Origin of the sequence: Serratia marcescens, from assembly GCF_006715005.1 — a bacterium.
Classification (GTDB): domain Bacteria; phylum Pseudomonadota; class Gammaproteobacteria; order Enterobacterales; family Enterobacteriaceae; genus Serratia; species Serratia montpellierensis.
In genome coordinates this window covers 317,209-341,999 of sequence record NZ_VFMJ01000001.1, presented here as the reverse complement: position 1 = coordinate 341,999, position 24,791 = coordinate 317,209, and the positions used below count along the sequence as shown (strand labels likewise).

At 59.1% G+C, this 24,791-nt stretch carries 18 protein-coding genes; all 18 read right to left on the bottom strand.

Translation table 11 applies throughout. The features are described from left to right. Positions 1–18 precede the first annotated feature (18 nt). Entirely contained in the window at positions 19–333 is a 315-nt protein-coding gene (locus FHU12_RS01565; protein WP_060435092.1) for a c-type cytochrome, read from the bottom strand. Between the two features lie 15 nt (positions 334–348). After that, a complete protein-coding gene (gene tilS, locus FHU12_RS01560; RefSeq protein WP_141966998.1) occupies positions 349–1,665 on the bottom strand; it encodes a tRNA lysidine(34) synthetase TilS in 1,317 nt (438 codons plus the stop codon). 56 nt (positions 1,666–1,721) lie between these two features. Further along, entirely contained in the window at positions 1,722–3,173 is a 1,452-nt protein-coding gene (gene dtpD, locus FHU12_RS01555) for a dipeptide permease DtpD (RefSeq protein WP_141966996.1), read from the bottom strand. A 68-nt stretch (positions 3,174–3,241) separates the two neighbouring features. Then, entirely contained in the window at positions 3,242–5,380 is a 2,139-nt protein-coding gene (cadA, locus tag FHU12_RS01550; RefSeq protein ID WP_141966995.1) for a lysine decarboxylase CadA, read from the bottom strand. 95 nt (positions 5,381–5,475) lie between these two features. After that, the gene (gene cadB / locus FHU12_RS01545) at positions 5,476–6,819 is read right to left on the bottom strand and encodes a cadaverine/lysine antiporter (RefSeq protein ID WP_033639529.1); all 1,344 of its coding nucleotides are present in this window, start codon (positions 6,817–6,819) and stop codon (positions 5,476–5,478) included. A gap of 369 nt (positions 6,820–7,188) precedes the next feature. After that, positions 7,189–8,745 carry a lysine decarboxylation/transport transcriptional activator CadC gene (gene cadC, locus FHU12_RS01540; RefSeq protein ID WP_141966992.1) on the bottom strand — a complete coding sequence of 519 codons (1,557 nt, stop codon included), beginning with the start codon at positions 8,743–8,745 and terminating at the stop codon, positions 7,189–7,191. 89 nt (positions 8,746–8,834) lie between these two features. Beyond that, positions 8,835–9,224: a VOC family protein gene (locus FHU12_RS01535; RefSeq protein ID WP_141966990.1), complete on the bottom strand. Its 390-nt coding sequence runs from the start codon at positions 9,222–9,224 to the stop codon at positions 8,835–8,837. Positions 9,225–9,331: 107 nt separating this feature from the next. Beyond that, positions 9,332–11,476: a lysine decarboxylase LdcC gene (locus FHU12_RS01530; RefSeq protein ID WP_141966988.1), complete on the bottom strand. Its 2,145-nt coding sequence runs from the start codon at positions 11,474–11,476 to the stop codon at positions 9,332–9,334. Between the two features lie 110 nt (positions 11,477–11,586). Further along, entirely contained in the window at positions 11,587–12,546 is a 960-nt protein-coding gene (gene accA / locus FHU12_RS01525) for an acetyl-CoA carboxylase carboxyl transferase subunit alpha (RefSeq protein WP_019455765.1), read from the bottom strand. A gap of 12 nt (positions 12,547–12,558) precedes the next feature. Further along, the gene (gene dnaE / locus FHU12_RS01520) at positions 12,559–16,047 is read right to left on the bottom strand and encodes a DNA polymerase III subunit alpha (protein WP_141966986.1); all 3,489 of its coding nucleotides are present in this window, start codon (positions 16,045–16,047) and stop codon (positions 12,559–12,561) included. Positions 16,048–16,129: 82 nt separating this feature from the next. Next, on the bottom strand, positions 16,130–16,723 hold the full coding sequence (rnhB, locus tag FHU12_RS01515) for a ribonuclease HII (protein WP_141966984.1): 594 nt from the start codon (positions 16,721–16,723) through the stop codon (positions 16,130–16,132). Then, positions 16,720–17,868 (bottom strand): lipid-A-disaccharide synthase, encoded by a 1,149-nt coding sequence (gene lpxB / locus FHU12_RS01510; RefSeq protein WP_141966982.1) that lies wholly within the window; start codon positions 17,866–17,868, stop codon positions 16,720–16,722. The genes rnhB and lpxB overlap by 4 nt, the downstream gene beginning before the upstream one ends. 3 nt (positions 17,869–17,871) lie before the next feature. Beyond that, positions 17,872–18,660, bottom strand: coding sequence for an acyl-ACP--UDP-N-acetylglucosamine O-acyltransferase (lpxA, locus tag FHU12_RS01505; protein WP_141966980.1), 789 nt, complete (start codon positions 18,658–18,660; stop codon positions 17,872–17,874). Between the two features lie 3 nt (positions 18,661–18,663). Further along, the gene (fabZ, locus tag FHU12_RS01500) at positions 18,664–19,119 is read right to left on the bottom strand and encodes a 3-hydroxyacyl-ACP dehydratase FabZ (protein ID WP_004931962.1); all 456 of its coding nucleotides are present in this window, start codon (positions 19,117–19,119) and stop codon (positions 18,664–18,666) included. A 160-nt stretch (positions 19,120–19,279) separates the two neighbouring features. Continuing rightward, positions 19,280–20,302 carry a UDP-3-O-(3-hydroxymyristoyl)glucosamine N-acyltransferase gene (lpxD, locus tag FHU12_RS01495; protein ID WP_141966978.1) on the bottom strand — a complete coding sequence of 341 codons (1,023 nt, stop codon included), beginning with the start codon at positions 20,300–20,302 and terminating at the stop codon, positions 19,280–19,282. Positions 20,303–20,305: 3 nt separating this feature from the next. Further along, the gene (gene skp, locus FHU12_RS01490; RefSeq protein WP_004931958.1) at positions 20,306–20,803 is read right to left on the bottom strand and encodes a molecular chaperone Skp; all 498 of its coding nucleotides are present in this window, start codon (positions 20,801–20,803) and stop codon (positions 20,306–20,308) included. 156 nt (positions 20,804–20,959) lie between these two features. Continuing rightward, a complete protein-coding gene (gene bamA / locus FHU12_RS01485; RefSeq protein WP_141966976.1) occupies positions 20,960–23,386 on the bottom strand; it encodes an outer membrane protein assembly factor BamA in 2,427 nt (808 codons plus the stop codon). A 35-nt stretch (positions 23,387–23,421) separates the two neighbouring features. Beyond that, a complete protein-coding gene (gene rseP / locus FHU12_RS01480) occupies positions 23,422–24,777 on the bottom strand; it encodes a sigma E protease regulator RseP (RefSeq protein WP_070913929.1) in 1,356 nt (451 codons plus the stop codon). Positions 24,778–24,791 lie beyond the last annotated feature (14 nt).

The window sequence follows — 24,791 nt, the reverse complement described above, 5'->3', positions numbered from 1 at the left end:
AACGGCTGCCCTCGTCATTTAAGGCTTCAGGCTGGCGTAATAGGCCGCCAGATCGGCGATATCGTCATCCGACAGCCCCGACACGTAGGCCTTCATCACCTCGGCCTGGCCGCCGTTGCGCTCCCCTTTCTTATACGCCTGCAACGCGTGCTGCAGGTACATGGCGTTCTGCCCGGCCAGATTCGGGTACATCGGCACCGTCACCTTGCCCTGCGCGCCGTGGCAGGCCGCACAGGCGGCGGCTTTCGCCTGACCGGCCGCCGCATCCCCCGCCGCCAACGCCGGCAGGCTGAACAGGCCGGCGGCCAACAGCGTGATCCCCATAAACTTCATCATTGCTCCTCGCGATTATGATTTTTTTTCCCAGCGCAATCGCCACGGGCGTTCGCCTTCCGGCACCTGCCCCGCCTCACAGACGAATACGCCCAGCGCGGCGATCAACTGCTCATCATAATAAATCAACGGGATGCGTTCACGCTGCCAGGGAGGAATACCCAGCTCCTGCCACAGTTTTTTTATCGGCCGCGAATGGACGCGCCCCACGATGCGCACCGCACCCTGCACGCCGCCGAACCGAACGCTGACCTGTTGCGATGGCTGCGGTGCGCGCAGCACCAGCTCGCCCTCACCGGCAATCAACTGCCCCAGCCCGTCCGGCAACGTCAGCGGCTGGTCAGGCTGCCAGGGCAGATGCACATCGCGCAGCGCCGCCAGCGGCGGCAACAGGTGCAATCGGCCGCGGAAACGGCGAATCTGATAGGCGCCGAGCTGCAGCTGCGGTTCGGCATCCTCCCGGCTGAGCGCCACCTCTTCCCACAGGCGCTGAAGCTGCTCACGCGCCGGCATGGTGACGTTAAACAATGCGATCCAGCGCCGCAGCAAGGCGAAGCGCCGCACCGGCGAACAGTCAGTCAGGCCGTCAATCGCCAATGAGCGATCCGCCGCCAACAGGCTTTGCAGCGGTTCTGCCAGCAGTTCGTCCAGCAGTTGCTCCTGCTCGGCGCACAGGCCGGCGCTGCGCGCTACCGCCGAGGCGAAGTGCGGCCAGCGCTGGTTGAGCTGCGGCAACACCTGCAACCGCAGGAAATTGCGATCGAAGCGCGTGTCCTGATTGCTGTCGTCATCTATCCAGGTTAAGGCGTGGCGTTGCGCGTAGCTTTCCAGCGTCTGACGCGAACAGCCCAACAGCGGCCGCAACAGCAGGTGCTCGCCCAGCGTCGCGCGCGCCGCCATCGCCGACAGCCCCGCCGGCCCGCTGCCGCGCTTGAGCGCCAGCAGGAAGGTTTCGCTTTGATCGTCGAGGTGTTGCGCGGTGAGCAGCACTTCGCCCTCCGTGAGGGCGGCGCTGAAGGCGGCATAGCGCGCCGCACGCGCCGCCGCCTCGATGCCGCCCTGGCGGGCGTCCACCTGCACATGCGTCACCGTCAACGGGATCTGCCAGTCGGCACACCGGCTGTGGCAATGCTCCACCCAGCGATCGGCAAAGGCGCTCAGGCCATGATGCACGTGCAGCGCGCGCAGCTGCATCCCCGGACGTTGGCAGCGCAACGTCGCCAGCAGATGCAGCAGCACGCTGGAGTCCAGGCCGCCGCTGAACGCCACCAGCAGCCGCTGCTGTGCGCCCAACTGGTCCGCTACCCGCGTCGTTAATTGATCAGTATCCATCGGTAGGCTTTGTCACTTCTACATAGCTGCACGTTAACCCCGCCTACCGTCATCAATCAAGCATTAACCGTCCTGGCCTGGCGCCGCGTCAGCAGCCACCAGCCGCCCAGTACCGCGATCACCGCCAGCGCGCATCCGGCCGCCCCCCAGCCGATCTGGGCGAAAATGCGGCCATATGCCTGCATCGCCGCCCCCTCGATGTGATCCTCGGCGGTCTGATTGGCGATGATGCCAGCCAGATAGTTGGCGATCGAACCGGTGGCCAGCATATAGATGCCGGTCAACACGCCGGTAGCGCCGGGAATATTCAGCCGGGTGATCTGCGCCATCGCCACCGGATCGATAAACAGTTCGGCAAAGCCCATCACCGCCAGACCGGCGATCATCAGCCCCATCGATCCCGGCCCGTTCAGCCGCGTATTCAGCGCCATCAGCGTAAAGCCGACGCCGATCAACAGCAGACCGAAGGCGAACTTGTACCAGATGCGCAGCGTCCGGTCGCCCGTCCCGTCGCCGCTCGCCAGCCACGCTAGCGCCACGCCGCCCAGCATCACCGCGCCGGCGTTAACCGACTGGAACAAGGCGGTCGGCACCGTCCAGCCGAACCAGCGCCGATCGACGAAGTGATCGATAAACAGGCTGATGGAGCTGCCGCCCTGCTGGGCGAAAGCCCAGAACAGCGTGCCCAGCAGCATCAGCACAACGATCTGCCACAGCCCCCGGCGCTGGCCGGCGTTCGCACGCAGCATAATGCGCGCCACCAGCACCACCGCCGCCACGCATACCAGCCCGAGCAAATAGCCGGCCCAGTCGTGCACAAACAGCAGCGTGAAGAACAGCGGCGACGCCAGCAGCGCCGCCAACAGCCAACCCCAGTGCGGCAAGCCCAGGCTCCTGGCGCGCATCAGCGGTGCATTCACGCCGCGCGTGTGGCGGAAGTGACGCCCGCCAAGCAGGAAAATCACCAGGCCGGCGAACATGCCAATCCCGGCCAACGCAAAGCCGACGTGCCAGCCATAGCGCTCGGCCGCCAACCCGCAGGCGATCGGCGCCAAAATAGATCCGACGTTGCCGGCGGCGTACAGCAGCGAGAAGCCCCCTTCGCGGCGCGAGTCCTGCGCCGGATACAGTTCGCCCAGCAGGCAGCTGATATTGGATTTGAACAGGCCGTAGCCGCAGATGATGATCGCCAGCGCCAGATAGAGCGACTGGGCGGAGACTGCGCTCACGCCGAGCACGATATGCCCCAGGGTCATCAGCGCCGCACCGGCGATCACCGCAACGCGATTGCCCAGCAGGCGGTCGGCGAGCCAGCCGCCCAGAATAGGAGTGACGTAAACTAACGAAGCGTAGGCGCTGTAGAGATCGATGGCGTGGCTGTCGGTATAGCCGAGTTGGTGGGTCAGATAGAGGATCAGTAACGCACGCATGCCGTAAAAGCTGAAATATTCCCAAATTTGTATCGCTACGACATAGTAGATTGCGCGCGGCTGTGAGGGTGTTTTCATGGTGGTCTCCCATCAGTCGGTGAACGGCAAAGGGGAAGCGCGAGCGCCTCCCCTCTTATTGGCTGCGGTTATTTCGCCTTCAGCACTTTCACCCGATAACGTCCGTCCGCCTGACGATAGGCGCCGTGAATGTCGGTTTCAAAGCCCGGATAATGCGCGCCGATTTCGCACAGCATCTGCAGGAATTCCAGCACCGGCCGGCTCTCCTCGGTCAGCATTTCGCCCGGCATCACCAGCGGCACGCCCGGTGGGTATGGGAGGATCATATTGGCGTTGACCTTGCCGACCATCTCTTCCAGATAGACCTCTTCCACTTCGCCGTGCAGCTCTTTCTGGAACGCCTGGTACGGATTCATCACCATGGTTGGCAGCACTTCGAACGCACGGTACATCAGGTCCGGCAGGTTGTGTTGCTCCACCAGGCGGTGAATGTTCTGCGCCAGATCCTGAATGCGCATGTTTTCATAGAAATCAGGCGCTTCGTGATACAGCGAAGGCAGCATGTTTTTCACCCGCAGGTTCAGATCGAACGAGCGTTTGAAGTCGGTCATCGCGCGCAGCAGGCTGAGCGCCTTGGTTTTGTCGATGCCGATGCTGAACAGGAACAGTAGGTTGTACGGCCCGGTTTTCTCGACGATGATGCCGCGTTCGTCGAGGTATTTCGCCACGATGCTGGCCGGGATACCGAACGGCTGCATCTCGCCTTCCTTGCTCATCCCCGGCGTCAGAATGGTGACCTTGATCGGGTCGAGATACATGTGTTCGTTATCGATGTTCTTGAAGCCGTGCCAGGCGCTGTCGGAACGCAGCGGCCAGCATTCCGGCTCATCAATATGCTCCGGCTGCCAGACGTCGAAGAACCAGCCGTCGGATTCGACTTTCAGGCGTTTGATCTCTTTGCGGAACTTGATCGCGCGCTCGATAGAGCCGTTGATCAGGCGCTTGCCGGCGTTGCCTTTCATCATCGCCGCGGCGGTTTCGGTCGACGCCACGATGCCGTAGTGCGGCGAGGTGGTGGTGTGCATCATGTAGGCTTCGTTGAAGGTTTCTTCGTTGATGTCACCTTTCACGTGAATCATCGAAGCCTGCGAGAAGGCCGCCAGCAGTTTGTGGGTGGACTGGGTTTCGTAGATCACCTTGCCCTCCACGCGGCCGCCGCTCATGCCGCACTTGCCTTTATAGATCGGGTGGAAGTTGGTGTAAGGCACCCAGGCGGAATCGAAGTGGATCGACTTCACGTCCAGGGTGTTCTTAATAAAGTCGGTGTTGTACAGCAGGCCGTCATAGGTGGAGTTGGTGATCACCGCATGCACCGGCCAGGTGGCGTTCGGGGTGTCCTTCACGCGCTTGGCGATGGTGGCGCGCTGGAACTCGCTCTGCGGAATGCCGCCGAGGATGCCGTAGGCGTTGCGGGTCGGACGGAAGTAGATCGGCGTGATGTCGCTCATCATCATCAGGTGAGTCAGCGACTTGTGGCAGTTACGGTCAATCAGCACCGTGCTGCCCGCCGGCGCCGAGTACATGCCGACGATCTTGTTGGCGGTGGAAGTGCCGTTGGTGACCATGTAGCTGCGTTCGGCGTTGAACACCCGGGAAATGTACTCTTCCGCTTCTTTATGCGGGCCGGAGTGATCCAGCAGCGATCCCAGTTCAGACACCGAAATCGAGATATCCGACTTCATGGTGTTCGGGCCGAAGAAATCGTAGAACAGGCTGCCCACTGGGCTCTTCTGGAACGCGGTGCCGCCCATGTGGCCCGGCGTACAGAAAGTGTATTTGCCTTCACGCACGTATTTGAACAGCGCCTTGGTCAACGGCGGCAGGATGGTGTCGATATACTCGTCGGTATTCTGTTTGATCTTGGCGGCGATGTCGGTTGCCGCGCCGAGCGCATATTCGAAGAAGCGCACCTGCATGCGCAGATCGTTCAGGCTGACGTCCAGCGTCGAATAGGTGTTGGCGAACGCGTACAGCGGCATGTATTCGTTCAGCTGGCTGATCTCTTCGCACAGCTCCAGATTGTATTTGTCCCAGTCGAAGATCACCCCGCACAGGCGGGCGTTGTTCTCGATCAGTTTCAGCAGGTCTTCGCGATCGTTAGGGTAAACGATGCGGAAATCCAGACTTTCCAGCGCCTGATGCAGTTCACGGATAGGCTCTTCTTTGAAGTAGACACCCATGTGATTCATGATGGCGATAACGTTCATATGCATTTCTCCTGGCAAAGCAAGCCCCTTCCCGTCGCGGCTGACAGGTCGGAAAGAAAGGGGCTGGGTAAATTCAGTCGGTCAGCGGACGCGAATCAGTGCGCTTTGGCCGTGGTGTTTTCATCGACCGCCGCTGCGTTGGCAGCCTGGCGGGTATTCATTTTTCGGGCGTAGAACATCAGGATAATCAGGCTGATGATAAAGGTGCCGGACAGTTCGAATGAGTTGGCGCCCATCAGCGCGATGAAGCAGAAGCCGCAGCCGCACACCGAAGCGATCAGGCTCAGCAGGTTGCGCACGTTGACCCCTTCGAAGCGGATCAGGTCTACGCAGGAGTAGAAGTAAGGCAGCATGGTCAGCAGCACCGCGATACCGGTCAGTTCGCCGAACAGGTCGGACGCTTTGCCGCCGGCGGAGCTCATCAGGGTGATCAGCACCATCAGCGCGGTCATTTTGCAGCCGGCCAGCAGCAGGCCTTTCTTCGGAATGCCGTTTTTATCCAGCTCGCCGTACACTTTCGGGAAGTTGCCGTCGTTGGCGGCGCGTACCCCGGCCTGGCCGACCAGCATCATCCACGAACCGAGCGAGGTCAGGCAGGCGAAGGCGGTGAAGGCGGAAACCATCGGTGCGGCCCAGTTGCCCATAATCGCCGAGGCGCTGATGGCGAACGGCGCGCCGCTGGCGGCCATTTCAGACGCCGGGAACATGCCGCTGATCACCTGGGTAGCGGCGATGTAGATGATGCCCGCCAGGCCGGTGCCGAGCATGGTTGCCAGCGGCACGGTGCGTTTCGGGTTTTTCACCATGCCGGTGCTGACCGCCGCGGATTCCACGCCGATGAACGCCCACAGGCACAGCAGGATACTTTTGATCACCGCATGGCTGTCGGTGGTGCCGGAGGTATTCCAGTTAGCCTGGTAAGTGGCGGCGTCAAACCAGTGCCAGCCGAGGGTGGCGGTCACGATCACCGGGATCAGCACCAGCACCAGACCCAGGGTGGTCAAACGGCTAACCCAGGTTCCGCCCAGCATGTTCACGAAGGTGAAGACCCACACGATGGCGATACAGGCGATGCCGGCAGGTACCGGGTTGTTCAGCGCCGGGAAGAAGGTGGAGAGATAAGAAACGGCGGTAATGCCGATGGCCAGGTTACCGATCCAGTTGGCATGGTAATAAAGCACGCCGGTCTGGAAACCGAAGGCCGGGGAAATTTCACCGGCGTAGGCGATGGGGCCACCCTGCTGCGGGTTTTTGGTGGCGAGACGGGCATACACATAGGCCAGCGACATCGCCCCAATAATCGAGATCACCCATCCCCAAATAGCGATGGATCCGAGACTCGCCAGGTTGGCGGGCAATAAGGCAATCCCGCTCCCCATCATATTACCGGCGACGACGCCGGTGCAGGCAATAAGCCCTATTTTCTTGGGTGAAGCCATGGTCAGTTTCTCCTGATTTACGTTTCTTATAAGCCACACCCATAAATAAAATATTTTAATGAGCCGGCTTGATAGTCAGGATGCTAACCATCGGGGGGAATAAAGTCCTAAAGATAAAGTGAGATTACGCTCATGATCATACAAATGATAACCTGAGGTTTTTCATTAACACATCAAGATAAAAAGGTAAGCTAAAGAAAAGATAAACATCATTTAAAAACAATAAGATGAAAAGGTTAAAAACGAATAACAAACGGCAAAAAAGAGATAATATCGCGCAGCAAAATAATACATTCATGCAACATGCCTTCACCAATAAATAACGCTGCCATGATCCCCGAAGAATAATGGCGGCGTGATATCGGTTAATTATTGGCGCTGATAGTTATTTAAATAAGGCACCACGTTGGTCAATGACGTCTGGAATACGCCGTTGGTGATCCAATGCAATGTGTCTTCGCCGGGGCGAAGATTGAATGCGGTAATATAAGAATCCGCCGCCAAATGGTTTTGCCCTTGCATTTCATACACCTTGCCCAGCAGCACATAATTCAGCCACGACATTTGCAATTCAATCCCCAGGTCGATAGCCCGGTGCGCCTCGTCAATGCGCCCCTGCGTCAATGCATCCACCGCCAGAACTTGCTGCATGATTGGCGTGTTTTTCAATTCGGGGATCGTCGCCAGATGGCTGATATCGGCGCGCAATTGCGCCAGGGCCTGGCTGTCGAACGGTTGGTAAGAATTGCGCAGTACATCCACCAGCGCCTTTTCCGCCAGCAGGTAGTGGAAGTTCGGCGCGCTTTTAATCAACTCGCTCAGCTGGGCGCTGGCGCGGGTCAACGAATCGGCATCGCCGTGGATCAACAACTGATGCGCCTGGTAGAAACGCTGCAGCAACGGCCCGTTGTCGGGCAGCAACTGCGCCAGACGCTGCTCCAGCTGCGGCGGCCAGGGCTGTTTCAGCGCCGCGGACAGGCTGGAGAGGAAGTCGCTTTGGATCTTCAGCTGGTTATCGGCGGTGATGAAGTAACGCTTGTCCAACATGATCGAACTGTCGGCGTTATCCACCAGTCGCACGGACAGGAAACACTGCTGGGCGCGGTAGTGGCGCTGATTAACGAACTCGATATACAGCGACTTGCCCGAGTTGCTGGGGCCGGAATAGTTGTAGTTGGTCTGGTCGTGCACCAGGAAGGTCGAGTAAGTGTTCAACGAATCGGTAATCAGCTCGCTGACGCCCACCACATAAGAGAGCTGCGGCATCCAGTTGCTGCAGCTCTCGCCGCCCTGAATGCGGATATCGATATCGCGCGGGTTGAGCAGCACCGGCATGCTGGAGACCGGCACGCGCTGCGACAGCGTGGCGATGCCGACAAACGCCACGCAGACGCTCAGTGCGCTCAGAAACGCCAGCCACACCCAGAAGGTCGAGCGGCGATAAAAACGCGGCTTCTTTTCGCCGGGCGCGGCAGGCGGTGCGCTTGCCCGGCGCGGCGGCACATACGGCGTCTCGTCGTCTTCCTCGCTGCCGTCTTCCGGTTCATGCATGATCACCGCAATCTGCGGCGCCTGTGCGGGAGCGGGTTGCGTCTCCCCTTCTTCACACCAGATCACCGACGTCGCCAGCTTATACCCGCGCTTGGGCACGGTGATAATGTATTCCGGGCTGTCGCTGTCGCCGTCTTTCAGGTATTTGCGCAGCTCTGAAATGCATTGGGTCACCACGTGGTTGGTGACGATATTGCGCTTCCAGACGTTGTCGATCAGCTCGTCGCGGCTCAGCACCACGTCGGGGTGCCGGGCGAAATAGCACAGCATGTCGATCAGGCGCGGTTCCAGCGTTTTTTGGCGGCCGTCGCGGCTGATGGTGTTGTCGGCAGGGGTAACCAGCCACTCCCCGACGCGAAAAGCAGGCTCTTGCATGGCGGAAATAACTCTGTAGGCATGTAGGGCAAGGGCGCGATCATAGCATAACCGTCCCCGGCTGTGGCCGCCGGGAGGCGATTAAGCCGTTAACTCTCGTATAATTCTAACGGTAAACCATCGGGATCGCTGAAAAAGGTAAAGCGGGATTGGGTGTAAGGATCGACGCGCACCGGTTCGCAAGCGACGCCGGCCGCCTGCAGATGGGCGATGGCCTGGTCGATGTCGTCGACGCTGAACGCCAGATGGCGCAGACCGCAGGCCTCCGGGCGGCTGACGCGGGCCGGCGGCGAAGGGAAAGAAAACAGCTCGATAGTGTATTGCCCGTTGAGCGCCAGATCCGCTTTCCAGGAGTCGCGCTCCTCGCGGTAGACTTCGCCCAACAGGGTAAAACCGAGGATGTCGCAGTAAAAACGCTTGCTGACGGCATAGTCCGCGCCAATGATCGCGATATGGTGTACCTGACGTAATCCCAGCATATAAACCTTCTCCTGTTCATTCTGATGGGGCACGGTATCCGGCGGCGGCGATGACGTCAATGAGAACGCCCGGCATCTCTCTCCAGACCGCCGGGCGCGTTCTTGCACTATGGCTGCGGGGCTTTCAACACCTTCACCAGATAGTGCCCGTCCTCCGTCAGCTTGGCGCCGTGGATGTCGGTTTCAAACCCGGGATAGCGCTCGCCGATCGAGCACAGCATCAGCAGGAAATCGAGCACCGCCCGGCTCTCTTCGGTGATCATTTCTCCCGGCATCACCAGCGGCACGCCCGGCGGATAAGGCAGGATCATATTGGCCGCCACCTTGCCCACCAGCTGATCCAGCTCGCAGGTTTCCACATTGCCGCGCACCTGTTCCTGGAACATCTGGTGCGGCGTCAGCTTCATTTCAGGCAGCACGTCGAACGCCCGCTGCATCAGGCGTGGCAGATCGTGTTGGCGGATCAGCCGATGAATGCCGGCGGCCAGATCCTGGATACGCATATGGCGATAAAAATCCGGATCCTCGGCGTACAGATCCGGCAGCATGTTCTTCACCCGCAGGTTGAGATCGTAAGCGCGCTTGAAGTCAGTCAGGCCGCGTAACAGGCTCATCGCCTTGGTTTTGTCGATGCCGATGCTGAACAGGAACAGCAGGTTATAGGGCCCGGTCTTCTCCACTACGATGCCGCGTTCGTCGAGGTACTTCGCCACCAGCGCCGCCGGGATCCCCTCCTCCTCCAGCGCGCCCAGCTCGTTCATGCCCGGCGTCAGGATCGTCACTTTGATCGGATCAAGGTACATGTGATCGCGATCGGTCTGGCCGAAACCGTGCCAGTTATCGTCGGGATCCAATGGCCAGCACTGCGCCTCATCGATCTCTTCCGGCTGCCAGATATCGAAGAACCAACTGTCGCTCTCCTCGCGCAGCCGCTGCACTTCACGGCGAAAATGCAGCGCGCGCTCCACCGAACGGTTGATCAAACGGCGACCCGGGTTGCCGCGCAGCATGGCCGCAGCGGTCTCCATCGATGCCACGATGCCGTAGTGCGGCGAGGTGGTGGTATGCATCATGTACGCTTCGTTGAAGGTGCTCTCGTCGTAGTCGCCCTTGATATGAATCATCGAAGCCTGCGAGAAGGCCGCCAGCAGTTTATGTGTCGACTGGGTTTCGTAGATGACCTTACCGGGCACCCGCTCGCCGCTCATGCCGCTCTTGCCGTCGTAAATCGGATGGAAGTTGGTGTAAGGCACCCAGGCGGAGTCGAAGTGGATCGATGGCACCTCCAGCGTCTGCTTGATGTAGTCGGTGTTGTACAGCAGGCCGTCATAGGTGGAATTGGTGATCACCGCATGCACCGGCCAGGTGGCGTTCGGGGTCTCCTGCACCCGGGCGTCGATGCTGGCGCGGGTGAACTCGCGCTGCGGAATGCCGCCGAGAATGCCGTAGGCGTTGCGCAGCGGGCGCAAATAGATCGGTACGATATCGCTCATCATCAGCAGGTGGCACAGCGATTTGTGGCAGTTGCGGTCGATCAGCACCGTGCTGCCCGCCGGCGCTGAATACATGCCGACGATTTTGTTGGCGGTGGAGGTGCCGTTGGTGACCAGGTAGCTCTGCTCGGCGTTGAAGGTGCGCGCGATATACTCTTCGGCCTCGAGGTGCGGCCCGGTGTGATCCAACAGCGAGCCGAGCTCGGTGACCGAAATCGAAATGTCGGCCTTCAGGGTATTGGCGCCGAAAAAGTCATAGAACAGGCAGCCCACCGGGCTTTTTTGGAACGCGGTGCCGGCCATGTGGCCCGGCGTGCAGAAGGTGTACTTCCCTTCGCGCACGTAGTTGAACAGCGCCTTGGTCAGCGGCGGCGTAATGGTATCAATATATTCTGCGGTGTACTGCTGGATGCGCTGCGCGATATCGTCCGCCGCATTCAGGCCATACTCGAAGAAATAGAGCACCATGCGCATTTCATGCAGGCTGACGTCGAAGGTGGAGTGGGTATTGATAAAGGCGTACAGCGGTAGGTATTCGTTCAGCTCGTTGATCTCGCTGCACAGCTCCAGGCTGTAGTCGTCCCAGTCGAAGATCACCCCACAGATGCGGGCATTGGCTTCGATCAGCTTCAGCAGGTCACCGCTGTTTTTGGGGTACACCAGTTGGAATCCCATGGTGGCCAGCGCAGCGTGGAGCTCGCGGATCGGCTCATCTTTGTAGTAGACGCCCGTCGGGCCCATGATGGCGATGATATTCATCGGCAGCTCCTGTCAGTTAACGGCCAAGTCTCTATAACACCACGAAAATCCGGCGGTGTGTAGCCAAAAAAAACCGCCCGGAGGCGGTTTCTTGCAGCGAAGAACAGAACTCAGCAGTAGCCGTAGTTCATCAGACGCTGGTAGCGACGGTTGAGCAACTCTTCGTCGTTCAGACCATCCAGATCTTTCAGATCGGCCAGCAGCTGCGCTTTCAGCGCGGCAGCCATCGCCGGCACGTCGCGGTGTGCAGAACCCAGCGGCTCCGGGATCACCGAGTCGATCAGCTTCAGCTCTTTCAAACGCGGTGCGGTAATGCCCATCGCTTCTGCGGCCAGCGGCGCCTTGTCGGCGCTCTTCCACAGGATCGAGGCACAGCCTTCCGGCGAAATCACCGAGTAGGTGCTGTACTGCAGCATGTTCACCTTATCGCCCACGCCGATCGCCAGCGCGCCGCCGGAGCCGCCTTCGCCGATGACGGTGCAGATGACCGGGATGTTCAGACGCGACATCTCACGCAGGTTGCGCGCGATGGCTTCTGACTGGCCGCGTTCTTCCGCACCCACGCCCGGATAAGCACCCGGGGTGTCGATAAAGGTGATCAGCGGCATCTTGAAGCGGGCGGCCATTTCCATCAGGCGCAGCGCCTTACGGTAACCTTCCGGCGCCGGCATGCCGAAGTTGCGGCGGATCTTCTCTTTGGTTTCACGGCCTTTCTGGTGCCCGATGATCATCACCGGGCGGCCATCCAGGCGCGCAATGCCGCCGACGATCGCTTTGTCGTCAGCGTAAGCGCGATCGCCCGCCAACTCTTCGAAGTCGGTAAAGATGTGTTTGATATAATCCAGGGTATAAGGACGGCGCGGGTGGCGTGCCAATTGGGCAATCTGCCAAGCCCCAAGATCGGCAAAAATCTTGCGCGTCAGCTCAACGCTCTTTTCACGCAGGCGCTGAACTTCTTCGTCCAGATTAATATCCAATTTTTCGTCTTGACGGCTGACTGCAGTCAGCGAGTCAATTTTCGCTTCCAGCTCTGCAATCGGCTGTTCAAAATCAAGAAAATTCAGACTCATAGCATTCCTATTTTAGTCAAATTCCAAGTCCACCTGCTCATTGCCTACCAACGTCCGCAAGTCTATCAACAAGCGGTCGGTGGGCGTCACGCGCCAGGTTGCGCCAAAACGCAGCTTGGCTCGTGCATCTTCCCGTTGATAGTAGAGATGCACTGGAATCGTCCCCGATCGATGGGGTTCCAACGACTGACGGAGACGGTTCAAAAGCTGGTCATCAATTTGCCTGTCAGTCAGCGAGATAGCAAGCCCGCGAGCGTATTTTTCCCGGGCTTCACTGATGTCCATTACCTCGCGGGCCATCATTTTAAGCCCACCGCTAAAGTCATCAAAGCTGACCTGTCCACTGGCGATAAGGATACGGTCTTTTTCCAACAAATGCTGGTATTTTTCTAACGCTTCGGTGAATAGCATCACTTCCAGACGGCCCGAACGGTCATCCAGCGTGCAGATGCCGATACGGTTGCCGCGCTTGGTCACCATCACCCGCGCGGCGACCACCAGCCCGACGGCGGTAGTCATTTTGCCCCGATCCGTTGGGTGCATGTCTTTCAAACGCTGGCCACCGGCATAACGTTCGATTTCCTTCAGGTACTGGGTGATCGGGTGGCCGGTCAGGTATAGCCCCAGCGTCTCCCGTTCACCGTCCAGCACCACCTGCTCCTGCCAGGGGGCGATATTGGCGTAGGACTGCTCCACCTGCTCCGGCGCCTCCGCCAGCACGCCAAACATATCCACCTGGCCGATAGCTTCGGCTTTCGCATGCTGATCCGCCGCTTTCAACGCGTCGCCGAGCGAATTCATCAGCGCGGCGCGGTGCGGCCCAAGGCGATCGAACGCCCCGGACATGATCAGTTTTTCCAGAATGCGGCGGTTCAGTTTCTTGATGTCGGAGCGCGCGCAGAGATCGAACAGGTCTTTGAAGTAACCCTGTTCGCCGCTGTTGCGCGCCTCGATAATGGCCTCGATCGGCCCTTCCCCCACGCCTTTGATGGCGCCGATGCCGTAAACGATCTCGCCGTCGTCGTTGACGTGGAAGTGATACAGGCCGCTGTTGATGTCCGGCGGCAGGATCTTCAGCCCCATGCGCCAGCATTCGTCCACCAGACCCACCACTTTGTCGGTGTTGTCCATATCGGCAGTCATGACCGCCGCCATAAACTCGGCCGGGTAGTGCGCCTTCAGCCACAGCGTCTGATACGACACCAGCGCATAGGCGGCGGAGTGCGATTTGTTGAAGCCGTAACCGGCGAATTTCTCCACCAGGTCGAAGATTTTCACCGACAGTTCGCCGTCGATGCCGCGCGATTTCGCGCCGTCTTCAAAGCCGCCGCGCTGCTTGGCCATTTCGACCGGGTTCTTTTTACCCATCGCACGGCGCAGCATGTCCGCGCCGCCCAGGGTATAGCCGGCCAACACCTGGGCAATCTGCATCACCTGTTCCTGATACAGGATGATACCGTAGGTCGGTTCCAGCACCGGCTTGAGCGACTCGTGCTGCCACTGAATGTCCGGGTAGGAGATCTCTTCGCGACCGTGCTTGCGGTCGATGAAGTTATCCACCATTCCCGACTGCAGCGGCCCCGGACGGAACAGCGCCACCAGTGCGATCATGTCTTCGAAGCAGTCGGGCTTCAGACGTTTGATCAGATCTTTCATGCCGCGCGATTCAAGCTGGAACACCGCCGTAGTTTCCGAGCGCTGCAGCATGTCGAAGCTTTTCTTGTCATCGAGCGGGATGGCGGCGATGTCGATCGGTTCCAGCCCGGTCTTGGCGCGCCGGGCGTTGATCATTTCCAGCGCCCAGTCAATGATGGTCAGGGTACGCAGGCCGAGGAAGTCGAATTTCACCAGCCCGGCGTATTCCACGTCGTTCTTGTCGAACTGGGTCACCGGGTGGTGCCCTTCGGCATCGCAGTACAGCGGCGCGAAGTCGGTGATCTTGGTCGGCGCGATCACCACGCCCCCGGCGTGTTTACCGGCGTTGCGCGTTACCCCTTCCAGCTTGCGCGCCATGTCGATCAGCGCTTTGACCTCTTCGTCGGCCTCGTAAATCTCCGGCAGCTGCGGTTCGGCGGCGAAGGCTTTTTCCAGCGTCATGCCCGGATCCGGCGGCACCAGTTTGGAGATGCGATCGACGAAGCCGTACGGGTGCCCCAGCACCCGGCCTACGTCACGGATAACCGCTTTCGCCGCCATGGTCCCGAAGGTGATGATCTGCGATACCGCTTCGCGGCCGTACATCTCCGCCACGTGCTCGATCACCTGATCGCGCTTCTCCATGCAGAAGTCGACGTCGAAGTCGGGCATCGAGACACGTTCCGGGTTCAGGAAGCGTTCGAACAGCAGGTCGAACTCCAGCGGATCGAGATCGGTGATTTTCAACGCGTAGGCCACCAGAGAACCGGCGCCGGAACCGCGCCCCGGGCCCACCGGCACGTTGTTGTCCTTCGACCACTGGATAAACTCCATCACGATCAGGAAGTAGCCGGGGAACCCCATCTGGTTGATCACCTTCAGCTCAACGTCCAGACGCTCGTCGTATTCCGGGCGGCGCTGCGCACGCACTTCGGGATCGGGGAACAGGAACTCGAGACGCTCCTCCAGCCCCTCTTTCGATTTGAGTACCAGGAAATCCTCGGTGCTCATGTCGCCAGTCGGGAACTGCGGCAGGAAGTATTCGCCGAGGCGAATGGTGACGTTACAGCGTTTGGCGATCTCGACGCTGTTCAGCAGCGCTTCCGGGATGTCGGCGAACAGCTCGCACATCTCGTCTTCGCTGCGCATGTATTGCTGCGGGCTGTAGTTACGCGGCCGTTTGGGATCGTCCAGCGTAAAGCCGTCGTGGATGGCGACGCGAATTTCATGGGCGTCAAAATCGTCTTCCACCAGGAAGCGCACGTCGTTGGTGGCCACCACCGGCAAGCCGCGCTCGGTGGCCAACGTCACCGCCGCATGCAGATAGTTCTCTTCGTCCGGGCGGCCGGTGCGGATCAGTTCCAGGTAGTAACAGTCCGGAAAGTGCTGCTGGTAGAAGTCGAGGCATTGCTCCACCTGCGCCTGGTTGCCGCGCAGCAGGAATTTGCCGACGTCGCCCTGACGCGCGCCGGAAAGCAGAATCAGCCCTTCGCGATGTTCAATCAGCCAGTCGCGATCGATGGTCGGGCCGGCGGCGCCGTAGCCACGCTGATAGGCGCGGGAAATCAGCAGCGTCAGGTTCTGGTAGCCTTCGTTGTTGCTGGCCAGCACCGTCAGCTGAGCCAGTTCGTCGCCCAGCTCTTCGCTTTGCACATGGAAATCCGCGCCGATGATCGGTTTGATCCCGGCGCCGTGCGCGCTGCCGTAGAACTTCACCAGCCCGCACAGGTTGGTGAAATCGGTGATTGCCAGAGCAGGCATGGCTAACGCGGCGGCTCTTTTCACCAACGGCGCGGTCTTGGCCAATCCATCAATCATGGAGTAGTCACTGTGGACGCGCAGGTGAATAAAACGAGGTTCGGCCATCTCCAGATACCTGATTGAAGGGGCTCAGCAGGCTGAGCCCGGGTTAATGCTATCGTCGAGCCTGGTCAACCAGGCCCGCAGACTACAGCGCCAGCGCCCTTTTCACCGGCGCGAAGCTGCGGCGGTGGTGCTCGGTGGCGCCCAGCGCGGCCAGCCGCTCCAGGTGGAGGGCGGTCGGGTAGCCTTTATGCTGCGCGAAACCGTAGTCCGGGAACTCGCTGTCCAGCTCGGCCATTTCGCGATCGCGCGTGACCTTCGCCAGAATGGACGCCGCGCTGATCTCCGCCACGCGGCTGTCGCCCTTCACCACCGCCTGCGAACGCATCGGCAGCTTCGGGCAACGGTTACCGTCGATTAAAACCATGTCCGGCGCGATATGCAACCCGGCCACCGCGCGCTGCATCGCCAGCATGGTGGCGTGCAAAATGTTCAGCTGGTCGATTTCCGCCGGCTCGGCGCGCCCCAGGCTCCAGGAGAGCGCCTTAGCAACGATTTCGTCATACAGCGCCAGGCGGCGTTTTTCACTGAGTTTCTTGGAGTCCGCCAGCCCGACGATCGGCTGTGCCGGATCGAGGATTACGGCGGCGGTAACCACCGCACCAACCAACGGGCCACGGCCCACTTCGTCCACACCGGCAATCAGCGTGGCAGTGGGATAGATAAAGGGTTCAATCATGCTTTCGCCAGCTCCAACACAGCCTGAGCGGCCTGTTCGTCAGCACCGCAACGGATGCTTTGGTGCAAGGTAAGGAAAGTCTGTTTCAGCGCTTCGGTTTCCGGGCTCTCTTCCAGCAGCGGCATCACGGCGGCGGCCAGCTTGTCCGGCACGCAGTCATGCTGCAGCAGCTCGGTGACGATTTCGCGCCCCGCCAGCAGGTTCGGCAGCGAAACGTAAGGCGTTTTCACCAGCTTCTGCGCCAGCCAGAAAGTTAACGGCTTCATGCGATAGCCCACCACCATCGGACACTTGGCCAGCATGCACTCCAGCGCCGCGGTGCCGGACGCCAGCAGCGCCGCGTCGCTGGCGATCATCGCCTCGCGCCCCTGGCCGTTCAGCAGGTGTACCGTCAGATCCGGCGCCACTTCCGCCTTGATGCGCTCAAACTGCTCGCGCCGTTTGGCGTTAACCAGCGGCACCACCACTTCCAGCTCGGGATACCGCGTGCGCAGCAGCTGCGCGGTTTTGAGGAAGTCGGCGCTCAGCATCTCGACTTCGGCACCGCGGCTGCCAGGCAGCAAGGCCAGGCAGCGCGCCTGCGGAGCGATACCCAGTTGAGCGCGCGCCGCCAGCCGATCGGGCTGCAGCGGCATGGCGTCCGCCATGGTATGGCCGATAAACCGGCAAGGCACGTTGAAGCGATCGTAAAACGCTTTTTCGAAAGGGAGAAAGGCCAGCACCAGATCGGTGGCTTTGCCAATTTTGAAAACGCGCTTTTGCCGCCAGGCCCACACGGAAGGGCTGACGTAGTGAATGGTGCGGATGCCGCGCTGCTTGAGGCGACCTTCCAGCGTGATGTTGAAGTCCGGCGCGTCGATGCCGACAAACACGTCCGGCCGCAGTTCGCCGAAGCGGCGGGTGAGATCCTTGCGGATCTTCAACAGGCGTGGCAAGCGTTCGAGCACTTCCACCACGCCCATGACCGCCAGCTCTTCCATTTCGTACCAGGCTTCGCAGCCTTCGGCCTGCATCAGCGGGCCGGCGACGCCAACGAAACGCGCGTCGGGGATCTGCGCCTTGAGCGCGCGGATCAAACCGGCGCCGAGAATGTCACCGGAGGTTTCTCCGGCGACCAATCCGATAGTCAATGGACGATTCGACATAACTCAGCGAATGATGCCGCGGGTAGAACGGGTGAAGAAATCGAGGTACTGCTGCACCACCGGCTGCTCTTTGGCCAGGGCTTCGATTTCCGCTTTCGCTTCATCCAGCGTTTTCTCGCTGCGATACAGGATTTTGTAGGCATTGCGGATCGCCTGCATTTCATCCTTGTCAAAACCGCGACGCTTCAGGCCGACCGCGTTGACGCCGAACGGCGTCGCGTGGTTGCCCTGCGCGATGACGAAAGGAGGCACGTCCTGAGCGACGCCGGAACAACCGCCTACCATCACATGCGCGCCGATAATGCAGAACTGATGGATCGCCGTCATGCCGCCAATGATGGCGTGATCGTCGATTTCCACATGCCCCGCCAGCGTGGCATTGTTGGCCAACACGCAAGAATTGCCGACCACACAGTCGTGGGCAACGTGCACATTGACCATCAGCAGGTTATCGTTGCCCACTTTGGTCAGGCCGGTGCCCTGCGCGGTGCCGCGGTGAATGGTGACGCTTTCGCGGATGCGGTTGCGATCGCCCACTTCAACGCGCGTCGGTTCGCCTGCGTATTTCAGATCCTGATTCACTTCACCGATGGAAGCGAACTGATAAATCTGGTTATCGCAGCCAATCTTGGTAATGCCGTTCACCACCACGTGGGATTTCAGCACCGTGCCGGCGCTGATTTCCACCTGGGAGCCGACATAGCAGAAAGGGCCGATATGCACGTTGGCGCCGATCACGGCGCCCTCTTCGACTATCGCGCTAGGATGGATAAAGGCGGTTTGGTCAATCACGGATTAAGCCTCCCGGCTGCGGGCACACATCATGGTTGCTTCGCAGACAATTTTACCGTCAACGGTCGCTACGCCTTTGAAGCGAGTCAGGCCGCGGCGAGTTTTCTCGAAGGTGACTTCCATGACCATCTGATCGCCTGGCACCACTGGGCGCTTGAAGCGTGCTTCGTCGATACCGGCGAAGTAATACAGCTCGCCCGGCTCCAGTTTACCGACGCTTTTAAACGCCAGGATACCGGTGGCCTGCGCCATGGCTTCCAAGATCAATACGCCTGGGAAAATCGGTTTGCCAGGGAAGTGGCCCTGGAAAAACGGTTCGTTCACCGATACGTTCTTCACCGCACGCAGATATTTGTGCTCTTCAAACTCGAGGACGCGGTCGACCAGCAAGAATGGATAACGGTGAGGAAGCAGATCCAAAATTTCTGCAATATCCAGAGTATGAGTGTCAGTAGTCAAAATACTCTTCCTGTCTCTAAAAACTGATGGCATCAACAACACGGCCTGCGCTGACCCCAAAAGGAGATCATCATGCAGGCCGCAAATTAACATCTCTTTGCGCTTTTGGTCTCACGACCAACGCGTTTCGTTTTGTACCCGCCAGGGCGGGCGGCAATGATTAGTCTTTTCCGACTTTACGTTCGACAGCTTTCAAGCGTTTGCTGATCTCATCGATATTCATCACCAACGCAGCGGTTTTACGCCAAACCTTGTTAGGCTGCAACGGAATGCCCGAAGAGTATACCCCAGGTTCGGTGATTGGTCGCATAACCATTCCCATTCCGGTAACAACAACCTTGTCGGCAATTTCCATGTGACCGTTGATCACGCTGGCACCGCCGATCTGGCAGTAGCGGCCGATTTTCAGGCTACCGGCCATGATCACACCGCCGGCGACGGCGGTATTGTCGCCAATCACAACGTTATGTGCAATCTGGCATTGGTTGTCGATGATAACACCATTCCCGATTTGGGTGTTATCCAAAGCGCCGCGGTCAATGGTGGTGCAAGCGCCGATTTCGACGCGATCGCCGATAATCACCGTGCCCAGTTGAGGGATTTTGATCCACTCGCCGCGCTCATTCGCATAGCCGAAACCGTCTGCGCCGATCACGGTGCCCGACTGGATCAGGCAACGCTGGCCGATTTCAACCGCATGATAAATCGTGACATTCGCCCACAGACGCGTTCCCGCGCCGATGCGTGCGTGTTTGCCGATGAAGCAGCCCGGGCCGATAACCACGTTATCGCCAAGCACCGCACCCGACTCAATCACCGCGTTCGCCCCAATGGCGACGTTGTGCCCCAGCTGCGCTTCAGGCGAGATCACCGCACTTGGCGCGATATCCTGGGCCGGCGACGGCGTGGTGTCCATCAGCTGCGCCATGCGCGCATAGGTCAGGTAAGGGTTCTTAACCACCAGCGCCGCAGCACGGCAGTGTGGTAAATCCGCTTCGGTAAGCACCACGGCGCTTGCCTGGCAGGAAGACAGCTGCTCTTGATAGCGGCTGTTTGACAAAAACGTGATTTGGCCAGGCTGTGCCGAATGCATAGAAGCAATGCCGGTGATGACGAGATCGCCATCACCGTGCAATTGTGCATCCAACTGCTGCGCTAAATCAGCCAGTCGAATTGAAAGCATGTGTTATTTAACCTGTTTCAGCACGTCAGCAGTGATATCTTTGGAAGAGTCTGCATAGGCAACGGCGTTGGCATCGATCACCACGTCATAACCGCCTTTGCTGGCGACAGATTTCACGGCATCCTGGATACGGCTCAGGATTTTGTTACGCTCTTCCATCTGGCGACGACGGTTGTCCTGCTCGAAAGCCTGCGCTTTCTGAGAGAACTGCTCGCGTTGCGCCATCACGTCTTTTTCCAACTTGCTGCGGTCGCTGGCTTTCATGGTAGCGCCGTCACGCTGCAGACGTTGCATTTTGGTCTGCAGGCTACGTTCCATGTTCTGGAGTTCGCTTGCACGGCCTTTAAACTCGTTTTCCAGCTGTTTAGCGACCGCTTCGCGGGCCGGCAGCTGTTGGAAAATGCTGGAGACGTTAACGACAGCGATCTTATCTGCTGCCTGAACGCCAGCTGAAGCAGCCATTGCTAAACCGAGGCCTGCGGCACACAACCACTTTTTCACTATAAACTCCTTACCATCACCCATTTGTGTCATATGACACTGAAGTACACAATTTGCCAGACTTATCCCACCACACAATGAGAATCATCTCCCTCTGCCGGTAGGCGCCTGGCCATTGCGATTCTTAATAACTGTTATGCCCAGAGGCGAGACCCGTTACCAGGTCTTACCGATGTTAAACTGGAACTGTTCGGACTTGTCGCCTTCGTATTTCTTGATCGGGTTGGCGTAAGAGAACACCAACGGCCCCAGCGGTGACATCCACTGCAGCGCGATACCGGCGGAGGAACGAATATTGCCCGCTTTGCTGTAGTCAGGCACGCCGTACATCAGCGTTTCGTCGGTATTCTTCCACTTGGTATCCCACACGGTACCCGCATCGATGAACAGCGACGTCCGCACGGAATTGGCGTATTTCTCGCTGATGAACGGCGTCGGAGTGATCAGCTCCAGGCTGGCAACTGCCATGGCGTTACCGCCCACCGCGTCATCCGAGCTACAGATGCTCTGACGCGCGGTGGTGCTGCCGGCGTTGAACTGGCACTGGTACGAATTGGAGTTGTAGTACACCGCCTTCGGACCAATGGTGTTGGACTGGAAGCCACGCACGGTGCTTGAACCACCGGCATAGAAGTTCTCGTAGAACGGCATTTCCTTGCCGCCCAGCCCATCCGCGTAACCCAGACGGCCGCGACCCAACAGCACCCAGGTGCGATCGTCGTTGATCGGTACGTACTGTACGCTGTCCAGCGTCACCTTGTAGTATTCGTTGTCCGAGCCCGGAATGGTGACCTTGCCGTTCAACGTGGTGCGGTTACCCGACGTCGGGAAGTAGCCGCGGTCCAGGTTGTTGTAGGTCCACCCCAGGTTCAGGGTAAAGTCGTCCGTCGAGTAGCTGGCGCGGTCGGTCTTGTTCGCATCCACGCCCATCGAGTCGAGATAACGCCACATGGCGATCTGCGGCTGCATGTTCGACAGACCGTTGTGGACGTAGCCCAGGCCGGTACGCAACGAGTTGTTTTCGTTGATCGGGAAGCCCAGCGTGCCGTCAACACCGTAACTCTTGTTGGTGTAGTCGGACAGGTCCGCGTTATCCGCTTTAAAGTCGTTGTAGAATACACGGCCGCCCAGGCTCACACCGTCAACGGTGAAGTACGGGTTGGTGACCGAGAATTCGGTATAGGTTTGGTAGTCGTTCTTGGTGCCGCTGATGCCGACCGAGTAGCCGGTACCCAACCAGTTGTCCTGCTGCACGCCGGCCTGGAAGCTGACGCCGCTCTCGGTGCCGTAGCCGACGCCGAAGTTAAAGGTACCGGTGTTGCGCTCTTTCACCTTGTAGGTTACGTCGACCTGATCGGCGGTGCCCGGCACGCGCTGGGTTTCCACGTCAACCGTTTCGAAGTAGCCCAAGCGGTTCAAGCGTTCTTTACCCTGCTCGACCTGTTCGTTGCCGAGCCAGGCGCCTTCCATCTGGCGCATTTCGCGACGCAGTACGGAATCCTTGCTGGTGTCGTTGCCTTCAAACTTGATGCGACGCACATAGAAGCGGTTGCCCGCGTCGACGTTGACGTGCAGCTTGACGGTTTTATCCGCGTCGTTGATCTCCGGCTGAGTGCCGACGCGCGGATAGGCGTAACCATAACGGCCCAACATCGTTTTGATGTTGTCTTCCATTTTGGTCACCTTGCTGCCGTTATACAGCTCGCCCGGTTCGATCTTGGTGATCTGAGCGACTTCCGCCGAGTGGCCGGCCAGGTTGCCGTTCACGACAACATCGGAAAGCTTGTACTGATCGCCTTCGGTGATATTGATGGTGATGTAGATGCCTTTTTTATCCGGCGTCAGGCTCACCTGGGTAGAATCGATGTTGAAGCGGGCATAGCCGCGATCCAGATAGAAGCTGCGCAGGGTTTCGAGATCGCCCGCCAGTTTTTGCTTCTGGTATTTGCGATCGCCGACCAGGTTCCACCACGGCACCTCATCACGCAGCTGGAAGCGCGAGATCAGTTCGTCGTTGGTGAAGGCATGGTTGCCGACGATGTTGATTTGTTGAATCTTGGCGGAGACCCCTTCCGTGAACACCAGCTTCAGGTCGACACGGTTGCGCGGCAGCGGCGTAACCACGGCTTTCACCGAGGCGCTGTATTTACCGACGCTGTAGTAGAAGTCTTCCAGCCCTTTTTCAATGCTGGAGATCGTGGTGCGGTCGAGCGCCTCGCCCACCCGGACGCCGGAGGCTTCCAGGTTCTGCTTGAGCATGTCATCCTTCACCGACTTGTTGCCGGAGAAGGTGATGCTGGCGATGGTAGGACGTTCCTTCACCTGCACGATCAACGTATTACCATCGCGCAGTACGCGCACGTCCTCGAAGTTGCCGGTGGCAAACAAGGCTCGGATAGTATTACTGATGTCATCGTCAGTGACGGTATCGCCGACGCGAACCGGCATGTTGAGTAACGCCGCACCGACGGCGACTCGCTGCAGGCCTTCGAAATGAATATCTTTCACTACGAACCCGTCTGCACCGTATACGGTGGCGCTGCCAAACAGCAGCGACGCTATGAGCAACTTTTTCATCGCCATCGTTGTTATGCGTTCTTCCTAACCTATCCCCGCCCCTAAAGGCGGGAAAAATCATTGAAAAGTGCAAGACCCATCAACAACACCAGCACGATCGAACCTATGCGGTAGCTGTAGTCCTGTACTCGCTCGGAAACCGGCCCACCCTTCAGCTTTTCTATCGCCAGGAAGAGGAGATGCCCACCATCTAACACCGGTAATGGGAACAGGTTGATGATCCCCAGGTTGACGCTAATCAACGCCAGGAACATCAGATAATACACGAACCCGACTCCGGCTGATGCCCCTGCTCCCTGTGCAATCGAGATCGGGCCACTCAGGTTGTTCAGCTTTACATCACCGGTTATTAATTTGCCCAGCATGTTGACCGTCAGCCGCATCAGCTGCCAGGTCTTGTCGCCGGCCTGATACAGCGCCGGGAACGGTCCATACTGGCGAATCGTCTTATACTCGTCCGGCAGCGGCAACACCTTTGGAATGATGCCTGCAAACCCCACCGATTTGTCTTTTCCCACCGGCTTTGTATCCGGTATCAGCGTCAAAGACAAGGGGGCGCCGTTTCTTTCAATCTCCAAAGCCAGCGGTTGCCCCGGGCCATCGTGGATACGCTTCACCAGCGTCTGCCAACGACCCAACGGCTGACCATCGACTTTAACGATCCTGTCCCCCGCTTGTAAACCCGCCTTTTGCGCCGCCGAGTCAGGCTGCACTTCCGCCAACACGGATTCAATCTGCGGGCCGCGCGGCATAATGCCCAGCGCAACAACGGGATCCTGCTTGTCCGGCTCAAAGTTCCACTGGCGCAAATCCAGGGTTTTAGTCACTACCTGCGAAGAGCCGAACGGCGCGACGCCGACTTCGGTTTGCGCATCGCCAATCTTCGCCACCAGCGCCAGACGAACTGACTCCCAATCAGGCGTTTCGATGCCGTCAACCGACTTTAGTTCCATGCCAGACGAAATTTCGGCCTTGGCGGCGATCGATTGCGGCGCGATTTCGCCGATCACCGGGCGGAAACTCGGCACGCCGATGATGAACACCAGCCAGTAGGCAAGGATAGCAAACAGGAAGTTGGCGATGGGACCGGCGCTGATGATGGCCGCGCGCTGCCAGACGGTTTTGTTGTTGAAGGCCTGATGGCGCATTTCCGGCGCCACCGACTCCACGCGCTCGTCCAGCATCTTCACGTAGCCGCCGAGCGGAATCAAGGCGATGACGTACTCGGTGCCCTGGCGATCGGTGCGGCGCCACAGCGCGCGACCGAAGCCGATGGAGAAGCGTTCAACGCGCACGCCGCAACGGCGGGCAACCCAAAAGTGTCCGAACTCGTGCACGGTTATCAAGATACCGAGCGCAATCAGAAACGCCACCAGGTTCCAAAGCACGCTGACCATCATCCCTCACTTTC